The organism is Pseudomonas sp. TH31, assembly GCF_016650815.1.
GTDB lineage: Bacteria > Pseudomonadota > Gammaproteobacteria > Pseudomonadales > Pseudomonadaceae > Aquipseudomonas.
This window is the reverse complement of sequence record NZ_JAEKEZ010000029.1, coordinates 569,151-586,389: the sequence shown is the minus strand read 5'-3', so window position 1 is coordinate 586,389 and position 17,239 is coordinate 569,151. Positions and strand designations below refer to the sequence as shown.

12 protein-coding genes, 3 tRNA genes and 2 pseudogenes are annotated in these 17,239 nt (G+C 59.1%); 4 read left to right on the top strand and 13 right to left on the bottom strand.

Annotated features, from left to right (window positions below; translation table 11 throughout):
- Positions 1 to 199: 199 nt before the first annotated feature.
- Together erdR and JFV26_RS22135 are read left to right on the top strand one after the other, a co-directional pair.
- Positions 200 to 850 (top strand): response regulator transcription factor ErdR, encoded by a 651-nt coding sequence (erdR, locus tag JFV26_RS22140; protein WP_201195437.1) that lies wholly within the window; start codon positions 200 to 202, stop codon positions 848 to 850.
- A 76-nt stretch (positions 851 to 926) separates the two neighbouring features.
- Complete coding sequence (locus JFV26_RS22135; protein ID WP_046029258.1) at positions 927 to 1,289, top strand: diacylglycerol kinase; 363 nt, start codon at positions 927 to 929, stop codon at positions 1,287 to 1,289.
- Here JFV26_RS22135 and JFV26_RS22130 read toward each other — a convergent pair.
- Positions 1,286 to 2,212, bottom strand: coding sequence for a LysR family transcriptional regulator (locus JFV26_RS22130; RefSeq protein WP_201195435.1), 927 nt, complete (start codon positions 2,210 to 2,212; stop codon positions 1,286 to 1,288). The genes JFV26_RS22135 and JFV26_RS22130 overlap by 4 nt on opposite strands.
- A gap of 138 nt (positions 2,213 to 2,350) precedes the next feature.
- Between JFV26_RS22130 and fpr the strand changes: the two genes are divergently transcribed.
- Positions 2,351 to 3,130: a ferredoxin-NADP reductase gene (gene fpr, locus JFV26_RS22125; RefSeq protein WP_003443014.1), complete on the top strand. Its 780-nt coding sequence runs from the start codon at positions 2,351 to 2,353 to the stop codon at positions 3,128 to 3,130.
- 157 nt (positions 3,131 to 3,287) lie between these two features.
- On the opposite strand, the gene tsaA is transcribed toward fpr, so the two are convergent.
- From tsaA to rimO, 6 genes are all read right to left on the bottom strand, one after another.
- On the bottom strand, positions 3,288 to 3,989 hold the full coding sequence (gene tsaA, locus JFV26_RS22120) for a tRNA (N6-threonylcarbamoyladenosine(37)-N6)-methyltransferase TrmO (protein WP_201195434.1): 702 nt from the start codon (positions 3,987 to 3,989) through the stop codon (positions 3,288 to 3,290).
- A 145-nt stretch (positions 3,990 to 4,134) separates the two neighbouring features.
- Entirely contained in the window at positions 4,135 to 4,905 is a 771-nt protein-coding gene (locus JFV26_RS22115; RefSeq protein ID WP_201195432.1) for an SDR family oxidoreductase, read from the bottom strand.
- 269 nt (positions 4,906 to 5,174) lie between these two features.
- The gene (locus JFV26_RS22110; RefSeq protein ID WP_054615966.1) at positions 5,175 to 5,645 is read right to left on the bottom strand and encodes a DUF1456 family protein; all 471 of its coding nucleotides are present in this window, start codon (positions 5,643 to 5,645) and stop codon (positions 5,175 to 5,177) included.
- A gap of 75 nt (positions 5,646 to 5,720) precedes the next feature.
- On the bottom strand, positions 5,721 to 6,431 hold the full coding sequence (locus JFV26_RS22105; RefSeq protein WP_201195430.1) for an rRNA pseudouridine synthase: 711 nt from the start codon (positions 6,429 to 6,431) through the stop codon (positions 5,721 to 5,723).
- Positions 6,432 to 6,635: 204 nt separating this feature from the next.
- Positions 6,636 to 7,109 (bottom strand): GNAT family N-acetyltransferase, encoded by a 474-nt coding sequence (locus JFV26_RS22100; protein WP_201195428.1) that lies wholly within the window; start codon positions 7,107 to 7,109, stop codon positions 6,636 to 6,638.
- Between the two features lie 112 nt (positions 7,110 to 7,221).
- A complete protein-coding gene (gene rimO / locus JFV26_RS22095; protein WP_201195426.1) occupies positions 7,222 to 8,559 on the bottom strand; it encodes a 30S ribosomal protein S12 methylthiotransferase RimO in 1,338 nt (445 codons plus the stop codon).
- Between the two features lie 405 nt (positions 8,560 to 8,964).
- Between rimO and JFV26_RS22090 the strand changes: the two genes are divergently transcribed.
- Entirely contained in the window at positions 8,965 to 10,866 is a 1,902-nt protein-coding gene (locus JFV26_RS22090; protein WP_201195425.1) for a potassium transporter Kup, read from the top strand.
- Positions 10,867 to 11,109: 243 nt separating this feature from the next.
- On the opposite strand, the gene JFV26_RS22085 is transcribed toward JFV26_RS22090, so the two are convergent.
- The 6 genes and pseudogenes from JFV26_RS22085 to JFV26_RS22060 form a co-directional block, all read right to left on the bottom strand.
- Complete coding sequence (locus tag JFV26_RS22085) at positions 11,110 to 11,436, bottom strand: DUF3077 domain-containing protein (protein ID WP_201195423.1); 327 nt, start codon at positions 11,434 to 11,436, stop codon at positions 11,110 to 11,112.
- Positions 11,437 to 12,069: 633 nt separating this feature from the next.
- Positions 12,070 to 13,379: pseudogene (locus JFV26_RS22080) on the bottom strand (AcvB/VirJ family lysyl-phosphatidylglycerol hydrolase).
- Positions 13,379 to 14,331: pseudogene (locus JFV26_RS35005) on the bottom strand (phosphatidylglycerol lysyltransferase domain-containing protein). Before JFV26_RS35005 ends, JFV26_RS22080 begins: the two co-directional pseudogenes overlap by 1 nt.
- Positions 14,332 to 16,297: 1,966 nt before the next feature.
- Positions 16,298 to 16,374: transfer RNA gene (locus JFV26_RS22070), tRNA-Met, on the bottom strand.
- Between the two features lie 233 nt (positions 16,375 to 16,607).
- Positions 16,608 to 16,684: transfer RNA gene (locus JFV26_RS22065), tRNA-Met, on the bottom strand.
- A gap of 222 nt (positions 16,685 to 16,906) precedes the next feature.
- A tRNA-Met gene (locus JFV26_RS22060) sits at positions 16,907 to 16,983 on the bottom strand.
- Positions 16,984 to 17,239: the final 256 nt, after the last annotated feature.

The following is a 17,239-nucleotide window of genomic DNA, read 5'->3' as shown; positions in this document are numbered from 1 at the left end:
TTGACCACCCCGGCTTCGCTGGGCATGCTTGGCGCCGATTAGGGCGCGGCCAAGGTTTGATACGCCGTATTCTTTACGTGATAGCCACGTGATTGGCGTTGAACGTGCCCTGTTGGTGCAGCTCCGTGGCTGTACCTCGAGTTGTTTTGGCGAGGCCCGAATGCATCGGGCGTCCCATAAAAACAGGATCATTTGAAAAATGGCCACATACGAAATCCTGATTGCCGACGACCACCCTCTTTTTCGTAGTGCCCTGCACCAAGCGTTATCCCTGGGCCTGGGCCCGGACGTCCGTCTGGTTGAAGTAGCGAGCATTGCCGAGCTGGAAACCCGCCTGGACGAAAAGGCCGACTGGGACCTGGTGCTGCTGGACCTGAACATGCCGGGGGCCTACGGTTTTTCCGGGCTGGTGCTGTTGCGCGGTCAGTACCCGCAGATTCCGGTGGTGATGGTCTCGGCCCAGGAAGAAGCCTCGATCATGGTCAAGTCTCGTGAGTTCGGCGCCAGCGGTTTCATTCCCAAGTCGAGCGACCTGAGCGTTATTCAAAAGGCCGTGCGTGCGGTACTCGATGGCGACGTGTTCTGGCCGCCACAGGCGTTTGAAGCGGTCAGCGTTTCGGCCGAGGCGAAGGCTGCCAGTGAAGGCTTGGCGAGTCTGACACCCCAGCAGTTCCGGGTGCTGACAATGGTCTGTGAAGGGTTGCTGAACAAGCAGATTGCCTATGAGCTGAGCGTGTCCGAAGCGACGATCAAGGCTCACGTGACGGCGATTTTCCGCAAGTTGAATGTGCGGACCCGGACCCAGGCGGCGTTACTCTTGCAACAACTTGAGTCAATTTCGAGTCACTAAGGCGTGGCCTGTTCACGCTTTTTTGACTTTCGTTACTCTAGCTTTCCCACTCCTTTTTGGTTCAGTTGCCTACGATATGTCACCTTTTAAAGGCCAGACCGGCCTAAAACGCATCCTTAACGCCTCCGGTTACTCGCTGGATGGCCTGCGCGCAGCCTTTACCGGCGAAGCGGCTTTTCGGCAATTGGTGTTGCTCAATGTCATCCTGATTCCGATTTCATTTTTCCTGAACGTCAGCCGCGTCGAACAGGCGTTGTTGATCGCCGTTTGTCTGCTGGCGTTGATCGTCGAGTTGCTCAATTCGGCGGTAGAAGCGGCCATCGACCGCATTTCCCTTGAATTGCACCCATTGTCCAAGAACGCCAAGGACATGGGCAGCGCCGCGCAGTTCGTGGCGTTGAGCATGATTGCGCTGGTGTGGGCGGTGATTCTGCTTTAAGCGATGGTGGGCAGTACGATCTCGTCGCTGCGCTGAACCCCGGCGGTGAAGGCGCGGCACAGATCGAGGAATTCGCGCATCGCCGACGTCTGATATTTCTGTTTGTGCCAGATGAAATAGAACTGCCGCGCCAGATCCAGATCCGGTGTCTCCACCGCGACCAGACTGCCGCGTCGAAAGGCATCCCGCAGCGCCAGCCGCGAAATACAGCCAATCCCCAAGCCTGATTCCACCGCGCGTTTGATCGCTTCGGTGTGTTCCAGCTCCAGGCGAATGTTCAGCGCGCTGCGATGGTGACGCATGGCCTGGTCAAAGGTCAGTCGCGTGCCAGAGCCCTGTTCACGCAGGATCCAGGCCTCATGGGTCAGCTCTTCCATGCTCGCGGTGCCGCGTTTGGCCAGCGGATGCTGGGGCGCACAGAACACCACCAACTCATCCTCGACCCAGCTCTGCACTTCGATATCGGGGTGGCTGCAGTCGCCTTCGATTAGACCCAGATCAATTTCATAGTGCGCGACTTGCTGCACGATGTTGGCAGTGTTCTGCACATGCAGCTTCACTTGGCTTTCGGGATGGCGCTGCATGAAGCTGCCGATCAGCAACGTCGCCAGGTAATTACCGATCGTCAGGGTCGCACCGACCGCCAACGAGCCGAAACCGGACTTGCCATTAAGCAGGTCTTCGATTTCCTTGGCCTGATCGAGCAGGGCCACCGCCTGGGGCAGCAACTGTTTGCCGAGGGCGTTGAGGCTCAGCCGTTTGCCGGCGCGGTCGAACAGCTGACAGCTGCACTGGCGCTCCAGCTCGGTGATCGAGGTGCTTGCCGCCGACTGCGAGAGGTTGAGCAGGCCCGCAGCACGGGATACGCTTTCCTGCTGAGCGACGGCGACGAAGACTTGAAGTTGACGCAAAGTAAATCGCATATCGATATAACCGATAACCCTTATCTTAATAATCCAGTTAACAGATATTGTGGCTGCCATTAGAATGCGATGCAATTGCGCACAGCCGTTCATTTTTAGCAGAGCACGCGCAGACCAATCTCCAGGAGTCCGACGTACATGAGCAACATGAACCACGAGCGTGTCCTCAGTGTTCATCACTGGAACGACACTCTGTTCAGCTTCAAGTGCACCCGCGACCCGGGCCTGCGCTTCGAGAACGGTCAGTTCGTGATGATCGGCCTGCAACAGCCCAACGGCCGCCCGCTTATGCGCGCTTACTCGATTGCCAGCCCGAACTGGGAAGAGCATCTCGAGTTCTTCAGCATCAAGGTGCCTGATGGCCCGCTGACTTCGCAGTTGCAGCATCTGAAGGAAGGCGACGAGATCATCATCAGCAAGAAGCCTACCGGCACGCTGGTGCTGGATGACTTGAAGCCTGGCAAACATTTGTACCTGCTCAGCACTGGTACCGGTCTGGCGCCGTTCATGAGCGTCATCCAGGACCCGGAAACCTACGAGCGTTTCGAAAAAGTGATCCTGTGCCACGGCGTCCGTTACGTCAACGAAGTCGCTTACCGCGAATTCATCACCGAGCACCTGCCGCAGAACGAATTCTTCGGCGAGGCCCTGCGTGACAAGTTGATCTACTACCCGACCGTGACCCGCGAGCCGTTCGAGAACGAAGGTCGCCTGACCGACCTGATGCGCAGCGGCAAGCTGTTCAGCGACATCGGTCTGCCACCGATCAACCCGCAGGACGACCGCGCCATGCTGTGCGGCAGCCCGAGCATGCTCGACGAAACCAGCGAAGTGCTGAACAGCTTCGGCCTGAAAGTTTCGCCGCGCATGCGCGAGCCAGGTGACTACCTGATCGAGCGCGCGTTCGTCGAGAAGTAAGCACGCCGCATCACTGAAAAGCCCGCGCTGCCTTAAGGTAACGCGGGCTTTTTTATGGCGGGCACAATCCCTGTAGGAGCTGCCGAAGGCTGCGATCTTTTGATTTTGATCCTCTGTCTACAAGAGCAAGATCAAAAGATCGCAGCCTTCGGCAGCGCTACAGGTTGGGAACCGGGATAACTTCGAGGACGCGGATGACCCCGGTTTCGGGGTAATGCCAGCGCACATCCAGATCCCAGAACTGCGCGCCGTATTCCCGCTCAGGCGTAGGAATCTGATACGCCGGACGTGGATCTTGCGCCAGACACTGCTCGATCAACTCAACCAACGGTTCTTCAAGGCGCTGAGCGTGTGCGTGAGCCTGTTGCAGCGCAGAATCCGCCCACTGCACGGGAATCAACTGCGGCGCTGCGCTGGCGATGCTGTTGGAGGCGGTGTCGATGATGTCGGCGTAAGGCACGTAGGGCTTGATGTCGAGAATCGGCGTGCCGTCGAGTAAGTCGATACCGGAAATCCACAGCCGATTGGCTTCGACCTTGTCCAGTTTGACCACTGACTGGCCGATCCCGTTGGGCCGATGCGTCGCGCGGGTGGCAAACACGCCCATGGATTTGTTGCCGCCGAGGCGAGGCGGGCGGACTTTAAGTCGTGGCTTTTCTTCCAGGGCCTGATGGAACAGGAACAGCAGCCAGACATGGCTGACCTGCTCCAGCCCTTGCACCGCATCGCCTTGATCGAACGGTGCCACCAGTTCCAGCACACCGCGAGCGGCCGGGGCCAGTTGCGGTTGGCGCGGGATGGCGAATTTCTCCTTGAAGCAGGAGCGCACGAAACCGATCGGGGAAACGCTGTAGGTCATGGTTTGGGGTCGAGGCGGGGTAGGAGGCGGGCATGATAATCGATGTAAAGATCAAAAGATCGCAGCCTGCGGCAGCTCCTGCAGGGGAATGCGTTCGGCGTAGGAGCTGCCGAAGGCTGCGATCTTTTCAGCAGGCACCAGCGATCTAGAGACTAAACCCACCATCCAGAGGAATAATATTCCCGGTCATGTAAGCCCCAGCCGTACTCGCCAGACTGATCGCCAACGCCGCCATCTCTTCCTCACGGCCCCAACGCTTCATTGGGATCAGCGCCGTATCCTGCGCCAGCGCCTGCTCATCATTGCCGATGTGCTGGGTCATCTTGCTCGGGAAACGCCCCGGTGCGATCACGTTGACGTTGATGTGCTGGCTGACCAATTCCCGCGCCAGAATCCGCGACAATTGATGCAGGGCAGCCTTGCTTGGCCCGTAGGCATAAGCCTGTTCACCGAAGGAAGAAATCCCGGCCACCGAGCCGATGTTGATGATTCGCGCCGGATTTGCCGCCGAACCGGACTTTTTCAACAGGGGCAAGAACTGCTGAATGCAGTTGAATACCGAGGTCACGTTCAGTTGCATGACCTTCTCCCAGCCCTTGATCGGGTAGCTTTCCAGCGGCGCACCCCACGTGGTGCCGGCATTGTTCACCAGAATGTCGAGATGGGTGATCTGCTCGCCCAGCCGCGTGGCCAGTTGCAGCACGCCTTCTTCGGTGGCCAGGTTGGCCGCCAGACCGTGGCAGCGACCAAACGCGCTCAGCTCCTCGGCCGTTTGCAGGCAGGCCTCGGCATCTCGGGCGCAGACGTACACGGTGGCGCCGGCCTCGACATAAGCCTTGGCGATCATTTTGCCGATACCACGGGTGCCGCCGGTCACCAGGGCGGTGCGGCCTTGCAGGGAAAAGTAGGGATGCATGGCAAATCCTGAGCGCTGAGGGTCAATACACCCTAGTCGTCAGCCGCCGGAAGCGGAGCCACTATTTTTGCGAGGAATGGATTGCCATATCGCTCTGTAGGAGCTGTGTAGGAGCTGTCGAGTGAAACGAGGCTGCGATCTTTTGATCTTTCGCTTGGAACTCAAGTGGACACGAAAAGATCGCAGCCTCGTTTCACTCGACAGCTCCTACACAGCTACTACACAGTTCCTACACAGCCCTCCACACCGTTCCTACAGGCCGCGGCGCTTTATTGCGGGCGAACGCGCAGGGTCAGGCCCTTGAGGAAGTTGCGCAGCAACTGGTCGCCACAGGTACGGTAGTTGGTGTGGCCGAACTTGCGGAACAGCGCGCTCAGCTCAGGCTTGGACACCGGGAACTCGGAAGCCTTGAGGATCGCGTGCATGTCGTCTTCTTTCAGTTCGAAGGCCACGCGCAGTTTCTTCAGGATGATGTTGTTGGTCACCGGCGTTTCGATCGGCTGCGGCGGACGGCTTTCGTCCTTGCCACGCTTGAAGATCACCAGGCCATCGAGGAAATGCGCCATGACCTCGTCCGGGCAGCGTACGAAACCTTCCTCGTCTTCCTCTTTTTTATCGAGGTAGGTCAGCAGGTCTTCCATGGACACATCCATGCCGCCGGTCTTGATGATCTCGATGACTTTCTTGTCGCTGATGTCGAGCATGTAGCGCACGCTGCGCAGTACGTCGTTGTGAATCATGGTGTGCAATCCTGATATTCAGCAGTGGGCGCCGCATAAACAGCGGCGCCGAGATGTAGGGCGGCGGGAAAAGTCTTAGAACTTCTCTTTGCCGGACAGGTAGCGCCATTGCCCCAGCGGCACTTTGCCGATGGACACGCCGCCGATACGGATGCGGCGGATGGCGACGACCTTCAGGCCAACGGCCTGGCAGAACAGGGCAATGACGCCCGGTTGTGGGTTCTTCATCGCAAAGCGCAGACGGTTTTCGTTTTGCCAGCTGGCCTTGACCGGCGGCAGTTCCTTACCCTTGTAAGTCAGGCCATGGTTCAGGCGATTGAGGCCGTGAGCCACCATCTCGCCTTCAACTTCGACCACATACTCTTGTTCGATTTTCGCAGAATCGGCGGTGAGCTTGCGCAAGATCTTCCAGTCCTGGGTGAACACCAGCAAACCGCTGGCGTTGGCCTGCAGGTCGGTGCTGGCGGTCAGGCGCAGGAAGTGGCCCTTGAGCGCACGTTTGCTGAAGCGGTGTTCTTCGCTCAGGGTCTCGGCGCTGATGGTCGCCATCGCCGTTTCCGCATCCACGCCAACGGGCACGTTCAGCAGTATGGTCACCGGCTCCGGCGCGGTGGCCTTGGCCTGCGGGTCGAGCTCGACTTTCTGGGTGTCGACCTTGAACTGCGGCTCGTCGATGACTTCGCCGTCCACGGTGACCCAGCCGCCCTCGATGAACAGCTCAGCCTCCCGACGGGAACAGCCGACGAGTTCGATGAGGCGTTTGGAGAGACGAATCGGGTCAGTCATGACAGGGCCGTAACAAAAAGGGGGTGGGCATTGTACCTGCTGGGCGCCGGTTAATCGCGGGTCCATTTGCCTCATGTGGCTTTTTGTGGGAGCGGGCTTGCTCGCGAAAGCGGTAGGTCCGTCAATTTATCTGTTGGATGACACACCGCTTTCGTCGGAGCGCCGCCCGGAGCAAGCCCGCTCCCACACTCGTTCTATGTTGTGTCAGCCATGCCGTGAGTGTTGCTGGTTTTGGCGCATACGCATGTGCAACAGCGGATAGGGCTGGCCCATGCCGTCGACTTCCGAGCGGCCAATCACCTCGAAACCCTGCTTGAAGTAAAACCCCAGCGCTTGCGGGTTCTGTTCGTTGACGTCCAGTTCATCGGCGTTCAGGTGTTCCAGGGCATAGCGCAGCAGTTGCTTGCCCAGCCCCTGGCCGCGATGGGCCGGGTCGATGAAGAGCATTTCGACCTTGCCCGCTGCCACACCCGCGAACCCGGTGATGCGCTGGCGCGAGTCCTTGGTGCAGATCAGCATCACCGCGTCGAGGTAACGGGTCAGCACCAGGTTCTTGAGCAGTTCGATGTAGCTGTCCGGCAGAAAGTCATGGGTGGCGCGCACCGAGGCCTCCCAGACCCGGGTGAGCTCTTCGTAGTCGCTCTGTTTCGGTGTGTGGATGACCGAATGTCGGCGCATGGCCCGATGCCCCTCGTTTTGTGAATGATGCGAATCCTTTCTCCAGAAAACGATAGACGTAAAAAAGCCCCGCATCTCGTCAAGAGAGCGGGGCTTTTGGTATTTTTTGCGTTTAGATCTGTTCAGCCCACAGGTCGTACTCGTCGGCGTCGGTCACTTTGCACCAGACTTTGTCGCCTGGCTTTAAGTTGCTGCCATTGTCGATGAACACGTTGCCGTCGATTTCCGGGGCATCGAAGAAGCAGCGGCCAACCGCGCCTTGCTCGTCGACTTCGTCCACCAGTACTTCGATTTCACGGCCGACGCGCAGTTGCAGGCGCGCCGAGCTGATGGCTTGTTGGTGCGCCATGAAGCGGTCCCAACGGTCTTGCTTGACGTCGTCCGGCACGATGGCCGCGTCCAGCAGGTTGGCCGGAGCGCCTTCGACCGGCGAGTACTGGAAGCAGCCGACGCGATCGAGTTGCGCTTCGGTCAGCCAGTCCAGCAGGTACTGGAAGTCTTCTTCGGTTTCGCCGGGGAAGCCGACGATGAAGGTCGAACGGATGATCAGGTCCGGGCAGATTACGCGCCAGTTCTTGATCCGCGCCAGAGTCTTGTCTTCGAAGGCCGGACGTTTCATGGCTTTCAGGACTTTCGGGCTGGCGTGCTGGAACGGGATGTCCAGGTACGGCAGGATCTTGCCGGCGGCCATCAGCGGGATCAGTTCATCGACGTGCGGGTACGGGTAAACGTAGTGCAAGCGAACCCAGACACCGAGGGAACTCAAGGCTTCGCAGAGTTCGGTCATGCGGGTTTTTACCGGCGCGCCGTTCCAGAAACCGGTGCGGTACTTCACGTCGACGCCGTAGGCGCTGGTGTCCTGCGAGATCACCAACAGCTCTTTGACGCCGGCCTTGACCAGGCGCTGGGCCTCGTCGAGCACATCGCCGACCGGACGGCTGACCAGTTTGCCGCGCATCGACGGGATGATGCAGAAGCTGCAGCTGTGGTTGCAGCCTTCGGAAATCTTCAGGTACGCGTAGTGACGCGGAGTCAGCTTGATGCCTTGCGGCGGCACCAGGTCGATCAGCGGGTTGTGATCCTGGCGCGGCGGCACGGCGTCGTGCACGGCGTTGACTACTTGCTCGTACTGCTGCGGACCGGTCACGGCCAGCACGCTTGGGTGCACTTTGCGAATGGCGCCTTCTTCGACGCCCATGCAGCCGGTCACGATGACCTTGCCGTTTTCCTTGATGGCTTCGCCGATCACTTCCAGGGATTCAGCCTTGGCCGAGTCAATGAAGCCGCAGGTGTTGACCACCACGACGTCGGCATCCTCGTAAGTGGACACAACGTCATAGCCTTCCATGCGCAACTGGGTAAGGATGCGCTCGGAGTCGACCAGTGCTTTGGGGCAACCCAGGGATACGAAGCCAACCTTTGGATTGGCCGGCGCAGGAGTGGTGGACATGTCTAACCTCGGTATTTGTGACGCCTCCAGCCGTGAGCGGCAAGGCGACAAACGGGCGCTTACGTCCTGTCTCGTGAATACGCTGTTTTTTGACGAGTGACTGTTGTTGCCAGGCAACGCAGCATGGCGACAACAGGCGCCGTCAAAAAGCAGCAGTGATTCACGAGACAGGACGTTTTATGCGCCTCTGATCAAAAAGTGCGCAATTCTAGCGATGAGACGCGCACTTGACCAGCATTATGAGGGAAATGCGACGAGTGCTGCGCTATGCTTCGCGCCGTTACGCTTTACCGAATTTTTACAGTCAACAAATCGTCTGTAACCTGAAGTAAAACAGCGCATGCTGCACGGCAAAGCATAGTGCTTCTTATAAGAAGTCCGGGTTCTGAGTAGTAGGAGTTTTGGATGGGGCAGGCAAGTAGTCAGGCGGCGGGCGGCGAGCATTCGACGGCAAAACCGATCGGCATGCTGGTTGCGGCGGTCGGGGTGGTTTACGGCGATATCGGCACAAGCCCGCTGTACACCCTTAAAGAGGTTTTCTCCGGACATTACGGTGTGCCAGTCAACCATGATGGGGTCTTCGGGATTCTGGCGCTGATCTTCTGGTCGTTGGTCTGGGTCGTTTCGATCAAGTACGTGCTGTTTATTCTGCGCGCCGACAACCAGGGCGAAGGCGGGATCATGGCGCTGACCGCTCTGGCTCGTCGTGCCGCTTCGCCTTATCCGAGACTGCGGGCGGTGCTGGTGATTCTCGGGCTGATCGGTGCCTCGCTGTTTTATGGCGACAGCATGATCACCCCGGCGATCTCCGTGTTGTCGGCGGTGGAAGGTCTCGAGTTGGCGTTCGATGGGCTGGAACGCTGGGTCGTGCCGCTATCGCTGGTGGTGCTGGTGGCGCTGTTCCTGATCCAGAAGCACGGTACAGACCGCATCGGCAAGTTGTTCGGCCCGGTCATGGTGTTGTGGTTTGTGGTGCTGGGCGGGCTTGGTGTCAGTGGCATCATTCAGCATCCTGAAGTCCTCAACGCACTGAATCCAGTCTGGGGCGTGCGGTTCTTCACGCTGCATCCGGGCATGGGTTTGGCGATTCTCGGCGCCGTGGTGCTGGCGCTGACCGGTGCCGAGGCCTTGTACGCAGACATGGGCCACTTCGGTCGTAAGCCGATCGCCCGTGCCTGGTTCGCCCTGGTGCTGCCGGCGCTGGTGCTGAACTACTTCGGCCAGGGCGCCTTGCTGCTGGGTGATCCGGAAGCGGCGCGTAACCCGTTCTACCTGTTGGCGCCGAACTGGGCGTTGATTCCGCTGGTGGTGCTGTCGACGCTGGCCACGGTGATCGCGTCCCAGGCGGTGATTTCCGGCGCGTTCTCGCTGACCCGCCAGGCGATCCAGCTGGGTTACATCCCGCGCATGCACATTCAGCACACGTCCAGTGCCGAGCAAGGGCAGATTTACATTGGCGCGGTCAACTGGGCGCTGATGATCGGGGTGATCCTGCTGGTCATTGGCTTTGAATCTTCCAGCGCCCTGGCTTCGGCCTATGGCGTGGCGGTGACCGGGACCATGTTGATCACCAGTATTCTGGTGTCGGCGGTGATGTTGCTGCTGTGGAAATGGCCACCGGTGCTGGCAGTGCCGATTCTGATTGGTTTCGTGCTGGTGGACGGGCTGTACTTCGCCGCGAATGTGCCGAAAATCATTCAGGGCGGTGCCTTTCCGGTGTTGGCGGGGATCGTGCTGTTTATCCTCATGACCACCTGGAAGCGCGGTAAAGAGCTGCTGGTGGATCGACTGGACGAGGGCGGCCTGCCGCTGCCGATCTTCATCAGCAGTATCCGTGTGCAGCCGCCGCATCGGGTCCAGGGCACCGCCGTGTTCCTGACAGCGCGCCCGGACGCCGTGCCCCACGCCTTGTTGCACAACCTGTTGCATAACCAGGTGTTGCACGAGCAAGTGGTGCTGCTGACGGTGGTGTACGAAGACATCCCGCGGGTACCGGCGCAACGGCGTTTTGAGGTCGATTCCTACGGTGAGGGGTTCTTCCGGGTGATCCTGCACTTCGGTTTCACCGACGAGCCGGACGTGCCGCAAGCGCTGAAACTGTGCCACCTCGACGAGCTGGATTTCAGCCCGATGCGTACCACTTACTTCCTCAGCCGCGAGACGGTCATCGCCTCCAAACTCGAAGGCATGGCCCGCTGGCGCGAGGCGCTGTTCGCCTTCATGCTGAAAAACGCCAACGGCAACCTGCGCTTCTTCAAGCTGCCAGTGAACCGGGTGATTGAGCTGGGTACTCAGGTAGAGATGTAAGCCCCATCAAAAAGCCCCCGTTGCCATTAACGCAGCGGGGGCTTTTTTGTGTCAGGAAACATCACTTGAAGGCAATGAAGATCCACTGTGGGAGCGGGCTTGCTCGCGAAAGCGGTGTGTCATTCAGCTTGGATGTTGACTGACACGGCCTCTTCGCGAGCAAGCCCGCTCCCACAAGGAAAATGTGATGTTTGCAGATATGAAAAAGCCGCGTGGTTACGCGGCTTTTTCGTCTCTGTGCCTTCAGTTGCTTTCAGGCCGCTCTGCTTCGGATTCGCTCTTTGTCCGCGCAGGTCGGGGCGTCAGCACCTTCACCACATCATCGATCACGGCCTTGCTCATGGCCGTCAGGTAATACGCGGCCCAGGCGTGACGGTCGGTGTCCGTTGCGTAGGCGGCATCCTCGGCAAGTGATTTGGCGAGGGACAGCAGGTCGGAGGCTTGTGCCAGGGCATCGCCAATCGGCATGCCGGCGCTGACATGGAACAGCGGTTGGTCTGAGCGGTATATGAAAGGCGTGAAGCCGATGGTTTTCAGGTCTGAAGGTGTGGATGGATTTGTTTTGCTCATTGTTTCGCTCCTTAACACGAGGAGCTGCCGCATTCGTTACCACACGAATGGGTGGCAGCTGTACGCAGGGTGGTAAACCGGGGGAGCAAAGGAACCGGCAGACCCGAAGGTCTCCCACGTACAGCCGCCATAACAAGGGATTACAGGCGTAAAAAACGCCTGAAGTCGTGATGGGAGCGTTGTTGCACTTTGCCTGGCCGGGTTACCACACCCGATCACTGCATTTGCAGCGACATCCGGAGCGTATCCCGTCGAAGAGAAAGCCAACAAGGCGGCAAAGTGCTCAAATGCACCCATTACGCAATTCTAGGAGTTTGCCTACAAGCTTGGCGGACGTCATCCGATATTGCGACAGCTTGAGTAAACCAAAGTAAACATGGGGAGTGATTTTGAAAGTTGTTGGAGATCTTGAGCAGATGAACCAAGCGCATGAAATCCACTTAGGCGCTGCCAGTTTTCCAGTGATAGTACGTATTGACCTTGCATTTGGTCTGGGTTAGCCACTGTCCTTTGTCCTGGGACTGAGGACAGTTCAGGCGTTTTTTGTGCCTGACTGATTGCCAAAAGATCCTGCTCATGAAAAAGCCCCCGCAACCATAGGCTGCGGGGGCTTTTTGTTACGCGTCGTTCAGATCACTCTTGAGCCGCGGTGTCCGGGGTCGCCGCATCCTTGGCCTGGCGCTTGACGATGATGTCCACCAGGCGCTGTGCAAGCGCCGGGTAGTTCTCGTCGAAGTGGTGGCCGCCCGGCAGCTTCACCGCTTCGCCCACGGCGGTCTTGTCGGTGCAGCCGCTCTCGTCGACTTCTTCTGCGCCGTAGATGCACACCACTTTTCCGGCGGCAGCTTGGCCATTTCCGGGCCGGTGGCGGCTTCTTTGCCGGCGTTGCCTAACCAGCCTTCAACTTCGATTTCGAAGCTGCCGGTGCGGGCGAAGGCCAGCAGGATGATTGCATCGACCCGCTGCTGTTCCGACTCTGCCAGACGGTTGTAGATCGCCGGCAGTACGTCAGCGCCGAACGAGTAACCGGTCAGGATGAAGCGCTTGGTGCCCCATTTCTGGCGGTAGTGCTGCATCAGCTCGGCCAGGTCCAGCGCGCTTTGCTCCGGGCTCTTGTGCTGCCAGTAGTAGCGCAGGGTGTCGATGCCGACCACCGGGTAGCCGATCTTGGCCATCTCGCCCGCTACATCGCGGTCCAGATCGCGCCAGCCGCCGTCACCGGAGAGGAACAGGGTGACGGTGTCCTTGGCCTGACCGGCCGGGACTTCAACCACCGGAATTTGCAGACCGCCGTTGCCCTTGTCGGTGCCGACGAGGATTTTGCGCAGTTCGTTGTTCAGCACTTGCGGCAGGTTGATGTCGTAGTCGCTGATGCTGGTTTCGGCATTTGGTTGGTCGCGCACGAAACCGGCGCTGGTGTCGTCCGGGTTGTCATTCCAGGCCGCCAGCCAGTGGCCGTGGGCAGCGCTTTTGGGCAGCAGGTGCGTGCAGCCGGGTTTTTCCAGGGCCAGGTCCACCGAAACGGCTTGGGCCTTGTCGTCCTTCTGTTCGGACAACCAGCGCCAGGCCAGTACGGCGCCGGGGCCAATGCCGCTGACCAGGGTCGCCGGGGCTTTAAGCTCGCGCAGGCCTGATTGCAGGGCGCGACTTTGCAGCAGGCAGTCTTTCGGCAGGATCACTTGAACGATCTGCGCCGAGCCGCTGCGGCTCAGGGCCTTCAGTTGCTGGTCATTGAGCTTTTGTTCATCGGTGACCGCCACCAGCACCTGCGCCTTGGGCGGGGTGCCGGGAATGACTCGGGTCATGACTGCGCCGTCAGCCGGCGTCAGCAATTCGAGAGTCGGTTCCGGTGCCGGGCGTTTCAGGTACCAGTAACCACCACCGAGAATCAGGGCCAGCACTACCAGTGTGGCCAGTACGTACCGCAGGGAGCGTTGAATCATCAGCGTTTCACCAATCCAGTCAAGCCGCCCGCAATCAGGGCAGCAGTATCGGCCAGGGCAACGAGCGGATCGAGTCCGGCGGGCACGGCCATATAACGGGGTTCCCAGTCAGGCTGGAATTTGTCTTTGAAGCGACGCAAGCCTTGGAAGTTGTAGAGCTGCTCACCACGGCGGAAAACCATCGAGCCCAGACGCTGGGTCAGCGGCGCACCGCGCCGGGGTTGTAGACCCGACAGTGGCACCATGCCCAGGCTGAAACGCGCGTATCCATGATTTTTATAATGTTGAATCAGGCCGACCATCATGTACTCCATGGTCAGCTTGGGGGCGTCCGGATGCGCGCGCATCAGGTCGAGGCTGGCCAAGTCATGGCCGTAGGTCTCGAGCAGGTTGGCGAATGCTACCGGGCGTCCTTCGAAACGAATCACTGCGACGCGGAAATGCTTGATGTAATCATCACTGAAGCGGCCGAGGGAGAAGCCTTTCTCGCGGACATTCTTGCCGGTCAGCCAGGCATCGGAAATCACCCGCAGCTCATCCATCGGTGCCTGCCCCGGCTCATGGATCTCCAGCGACAAGCCATCGCGGGTGCCACGGTTCCAGGTGTAGCGCAGGTCTTTCATCTCTTTGCCTTTGGCTTCGAGATCAAAGCGATGCAGATCGACCCGGCTTCTTCGCCGAGTTTGATCGCGGTCAGGCCGATGTCCATGTAGTACGGCAGATTCTCGGCGCGCACTTGATAGAACACGGGGCGGGCGTGGTGGATGTCGCAAAGGTCGCGGAACTGCCAGATCATCTCTGCCCGTTGCTGGGTCGGGCCGATCGGGTCGTACAACGCCACCAGGCTGCGGCCACGGCGGGCGTACATCAGAAACGCCTCGTCGTTGGGGTGGAACAGCAACGCCTTGTCACCGGTCAGTGCGAGGCCGCCGTCGGGTTGCGACGAGGACATCAGGATCTTTACCGCGCGATCCAGTTCGTCCGGTGTCGGCAGGTGGATGATCGGGCGCGCGGTCCGCAGCAGCCAGGTCAGCGACACCACCACCAGCAGCACGGCGGCACCCAGCAGCGAACGCAAGCCACGGGGCGCGTCAGCGTCGAGGGTGAACTGCCACCAGAGTTGATGGCTGTAGGGAACGTCCTGATAAGCAAACAGCAGCAGCCAGATCGAAGCGCCGAGTACGCACAGGCTGGAGACCAGATACAGCGGCGAGAACGGCAGTTCGGTCAGGCGACTGGCGCGATAGAACGAACGGCGGAACACCCCGAGCAGGCTCGCGGTCAGGGTCATCAGGCAGGCTTCTTCCCAATCGAAACCCTTGAGCAGCGACAGCACGGCGCCGACCAGCAACAGAATGGTGGTCAGCATCCACGCGGCCGACAGCCGGCGGCGCAGGCCCTGGGCCAGCAACAGGCACAAGACGCCGACCAGGCTGGCGCCGAAGTGGGAGGCGTCAATCAGTCGATGCGGAATCAGAAAGCCGATGTGTTCCAGTCGGGTGTCGATTTCCGGGGTTGCACCGGAGAACAGCAGCACCACGCCGGACATGAACACCAGTAGCGCCAGGATCGGCGCCGCCAGACCCGAGGCCGCCCGAAGCGACTGACGGGACTGGAACAGGCGCTGGCCTTCGTTGATCAGCAAGAACAGGCAGGCGACCAGCAATGGCAGCACCACATAAATCAGTCGATACAGCAGCAGGGCAGCAGCCAAGGGTGCTGCGCCGAGCTTGTCGGCGAACGCGGCCAGCAGAATCGCTTCGAATACCCCGACACCGCCAGGCACATGACTGAGTACGCCGGCGGCCAGCGCCAGCAGATAGATCAGCATGAAGGCGCCGAACGGCGGGGCTTCCGGCAGCAATAGATAGAGCACGGTCGCGGCGGCGGCCACGTCCAGAGCGGTGATCACCAGTTGCAGGAACGTCAGGCGACGCCCCGGCAGGCGCAGTGTGCGACGTCCGGCCTTGACCAGCAGGTTGTCCGGGTAAGGTTGCTCCGGCAGGCGACGGCGATAAATGCCGATCGCCAGCACCGTCGTGAGCAACAGCACCGCAGCGGCAATCACACCCAGCAAGGTCTCCGAGAGGCCCAGGGCGGCAGACGCGGCAGGCAGGTTACTCAGGGTCGCCAATGCCGCCAGCGGGGGCAGGGCGCAACCAAGCGAGAGGCTGGCGAACAGCGTCATGTGGGCGACATCGGAAGCCCCCAGACCGTGACGTGCATATAAACGGTAGCGAACCGAGCCGCCCGACAGCATCGACAGACCGATGGCGTTGCCAATGGCGAATGCGGTAAAGCCGCCCAGCGCCAGGGTGCGTGGCGCCAGCGTGACGCCGGCATAGCGACTGGCGGACCATTCGTAGCCGAGCAAAATGATGAAGCCGACGACGGTCGCGCCCAATGCGCCCATCAATGCCGGTTTCGGAACTTCCAGAATAGAGTCGTGGAGCGCATACAGATCGAGTTCGCTTAATAGATGGCGACAGGCAATCAGCGCGATAGCGAACAACAGCAAAGTGACCGCGAGCCCGATGGGCTGACGGTATTTGCTGACCAGATCAAGCAAGCGCAAACGCTCGGCCTTGATAGGTTGTGTCGCTGTGACAGTGTCTTGTGGATCAGACGAGTTGGCGCGCATCAATCACCTCTTGGATTGTGCGCGACAGGATGGAGGTATCGAGCCAAGTTACCAATCCCTGTAGAAAAAAATAATCACAAATATTAACGCCTCTCACTGGTTTAGGGTGATGGCACGTCATCGGTCGTAGAGGGCCTGCCTGGCACAGAGCATAGTCTGAACTCAGACTGCAGGTGATCCCAAACGGTTCACTGCACAGTGACAGATCATTGTTGCGAAAGGACTTTTTCAACAGATACAAAAAAGGCCACTCTTTCGAGCAGCCTTTTTTGATGTTTGGTTGCGGGAGCCGGATTTGAACCGACGACCTTCGGGTTATGAGCCCGACGAGCTACCAGACTGCTCCATCCCGCGTCTGTGTGGCGGCATTCTACAGCGCAACGCCGGTGTGTCAACGGTTAATCTTGAATCAGGTCAAATAAGCGTGAATTAGTGTCGAACGGTGGTGGGAGAGCGATAAGTTTCGGAATCTGAACGATTTCTTGTTTTTGCCTGGCGCGTGGATGAGCGGTCTGTTTCTGCGTTCGATCGTACAAAACTGACGCGCACAAAAAAGGCCACTCTTTCGAGCAGCCTTTTTTGATGTTTGGTTGCGGGAGCCGGATTTGAACCGACGACCTTCGGGTTATGAGCCCGACGAGCTACCAGACTGCTCCATCCCGCGTCTGTGTGGTGGCATTCTACAGCTCAACGCCGGTGTGTCAGTGGTTAATTTTGAATCAGGTCAAATAAGCGTGAATTAGTGTCGAGCGGTGGTGGGGGGACGATAAGTTTCGATTTCTAGTTTTTGCCTGGTACGTAGATGAGCGGTCTGTTTCTGCGTTCGATCGTACAAAACAGACGCGCACAAAAAAGGCCACTCTTTCGAGTAGCCTTTTTTGATGTTTGGTTGCGGGAGCCGGATTTGAACCGACGACCTTCGGGTTATGAGCCCGACGAGCTACCAGACTGCTCCATCCCGCGTCTGTGTGTCGGCATTCTACAGCGCAGCGCTGGTGTGTCAACCTTCAATTTAGATAAAATCTCTTCCTGTTCAATCGCTTAGCTGCAAAAGGGGAGGGGTGACTGCGCTGTAAGGCACGCGTGGCAAGGCTTTCAGCTCTATCGGTGGGTGCTTTTCGATTGAGAAAATAAATTCATGTGGCCTTTCCTGCGGGAGGATAAGAAGATTCAGAGTACTGGTGCTATATACAGGTGTCAGTGAGATACTGCCGGTCCG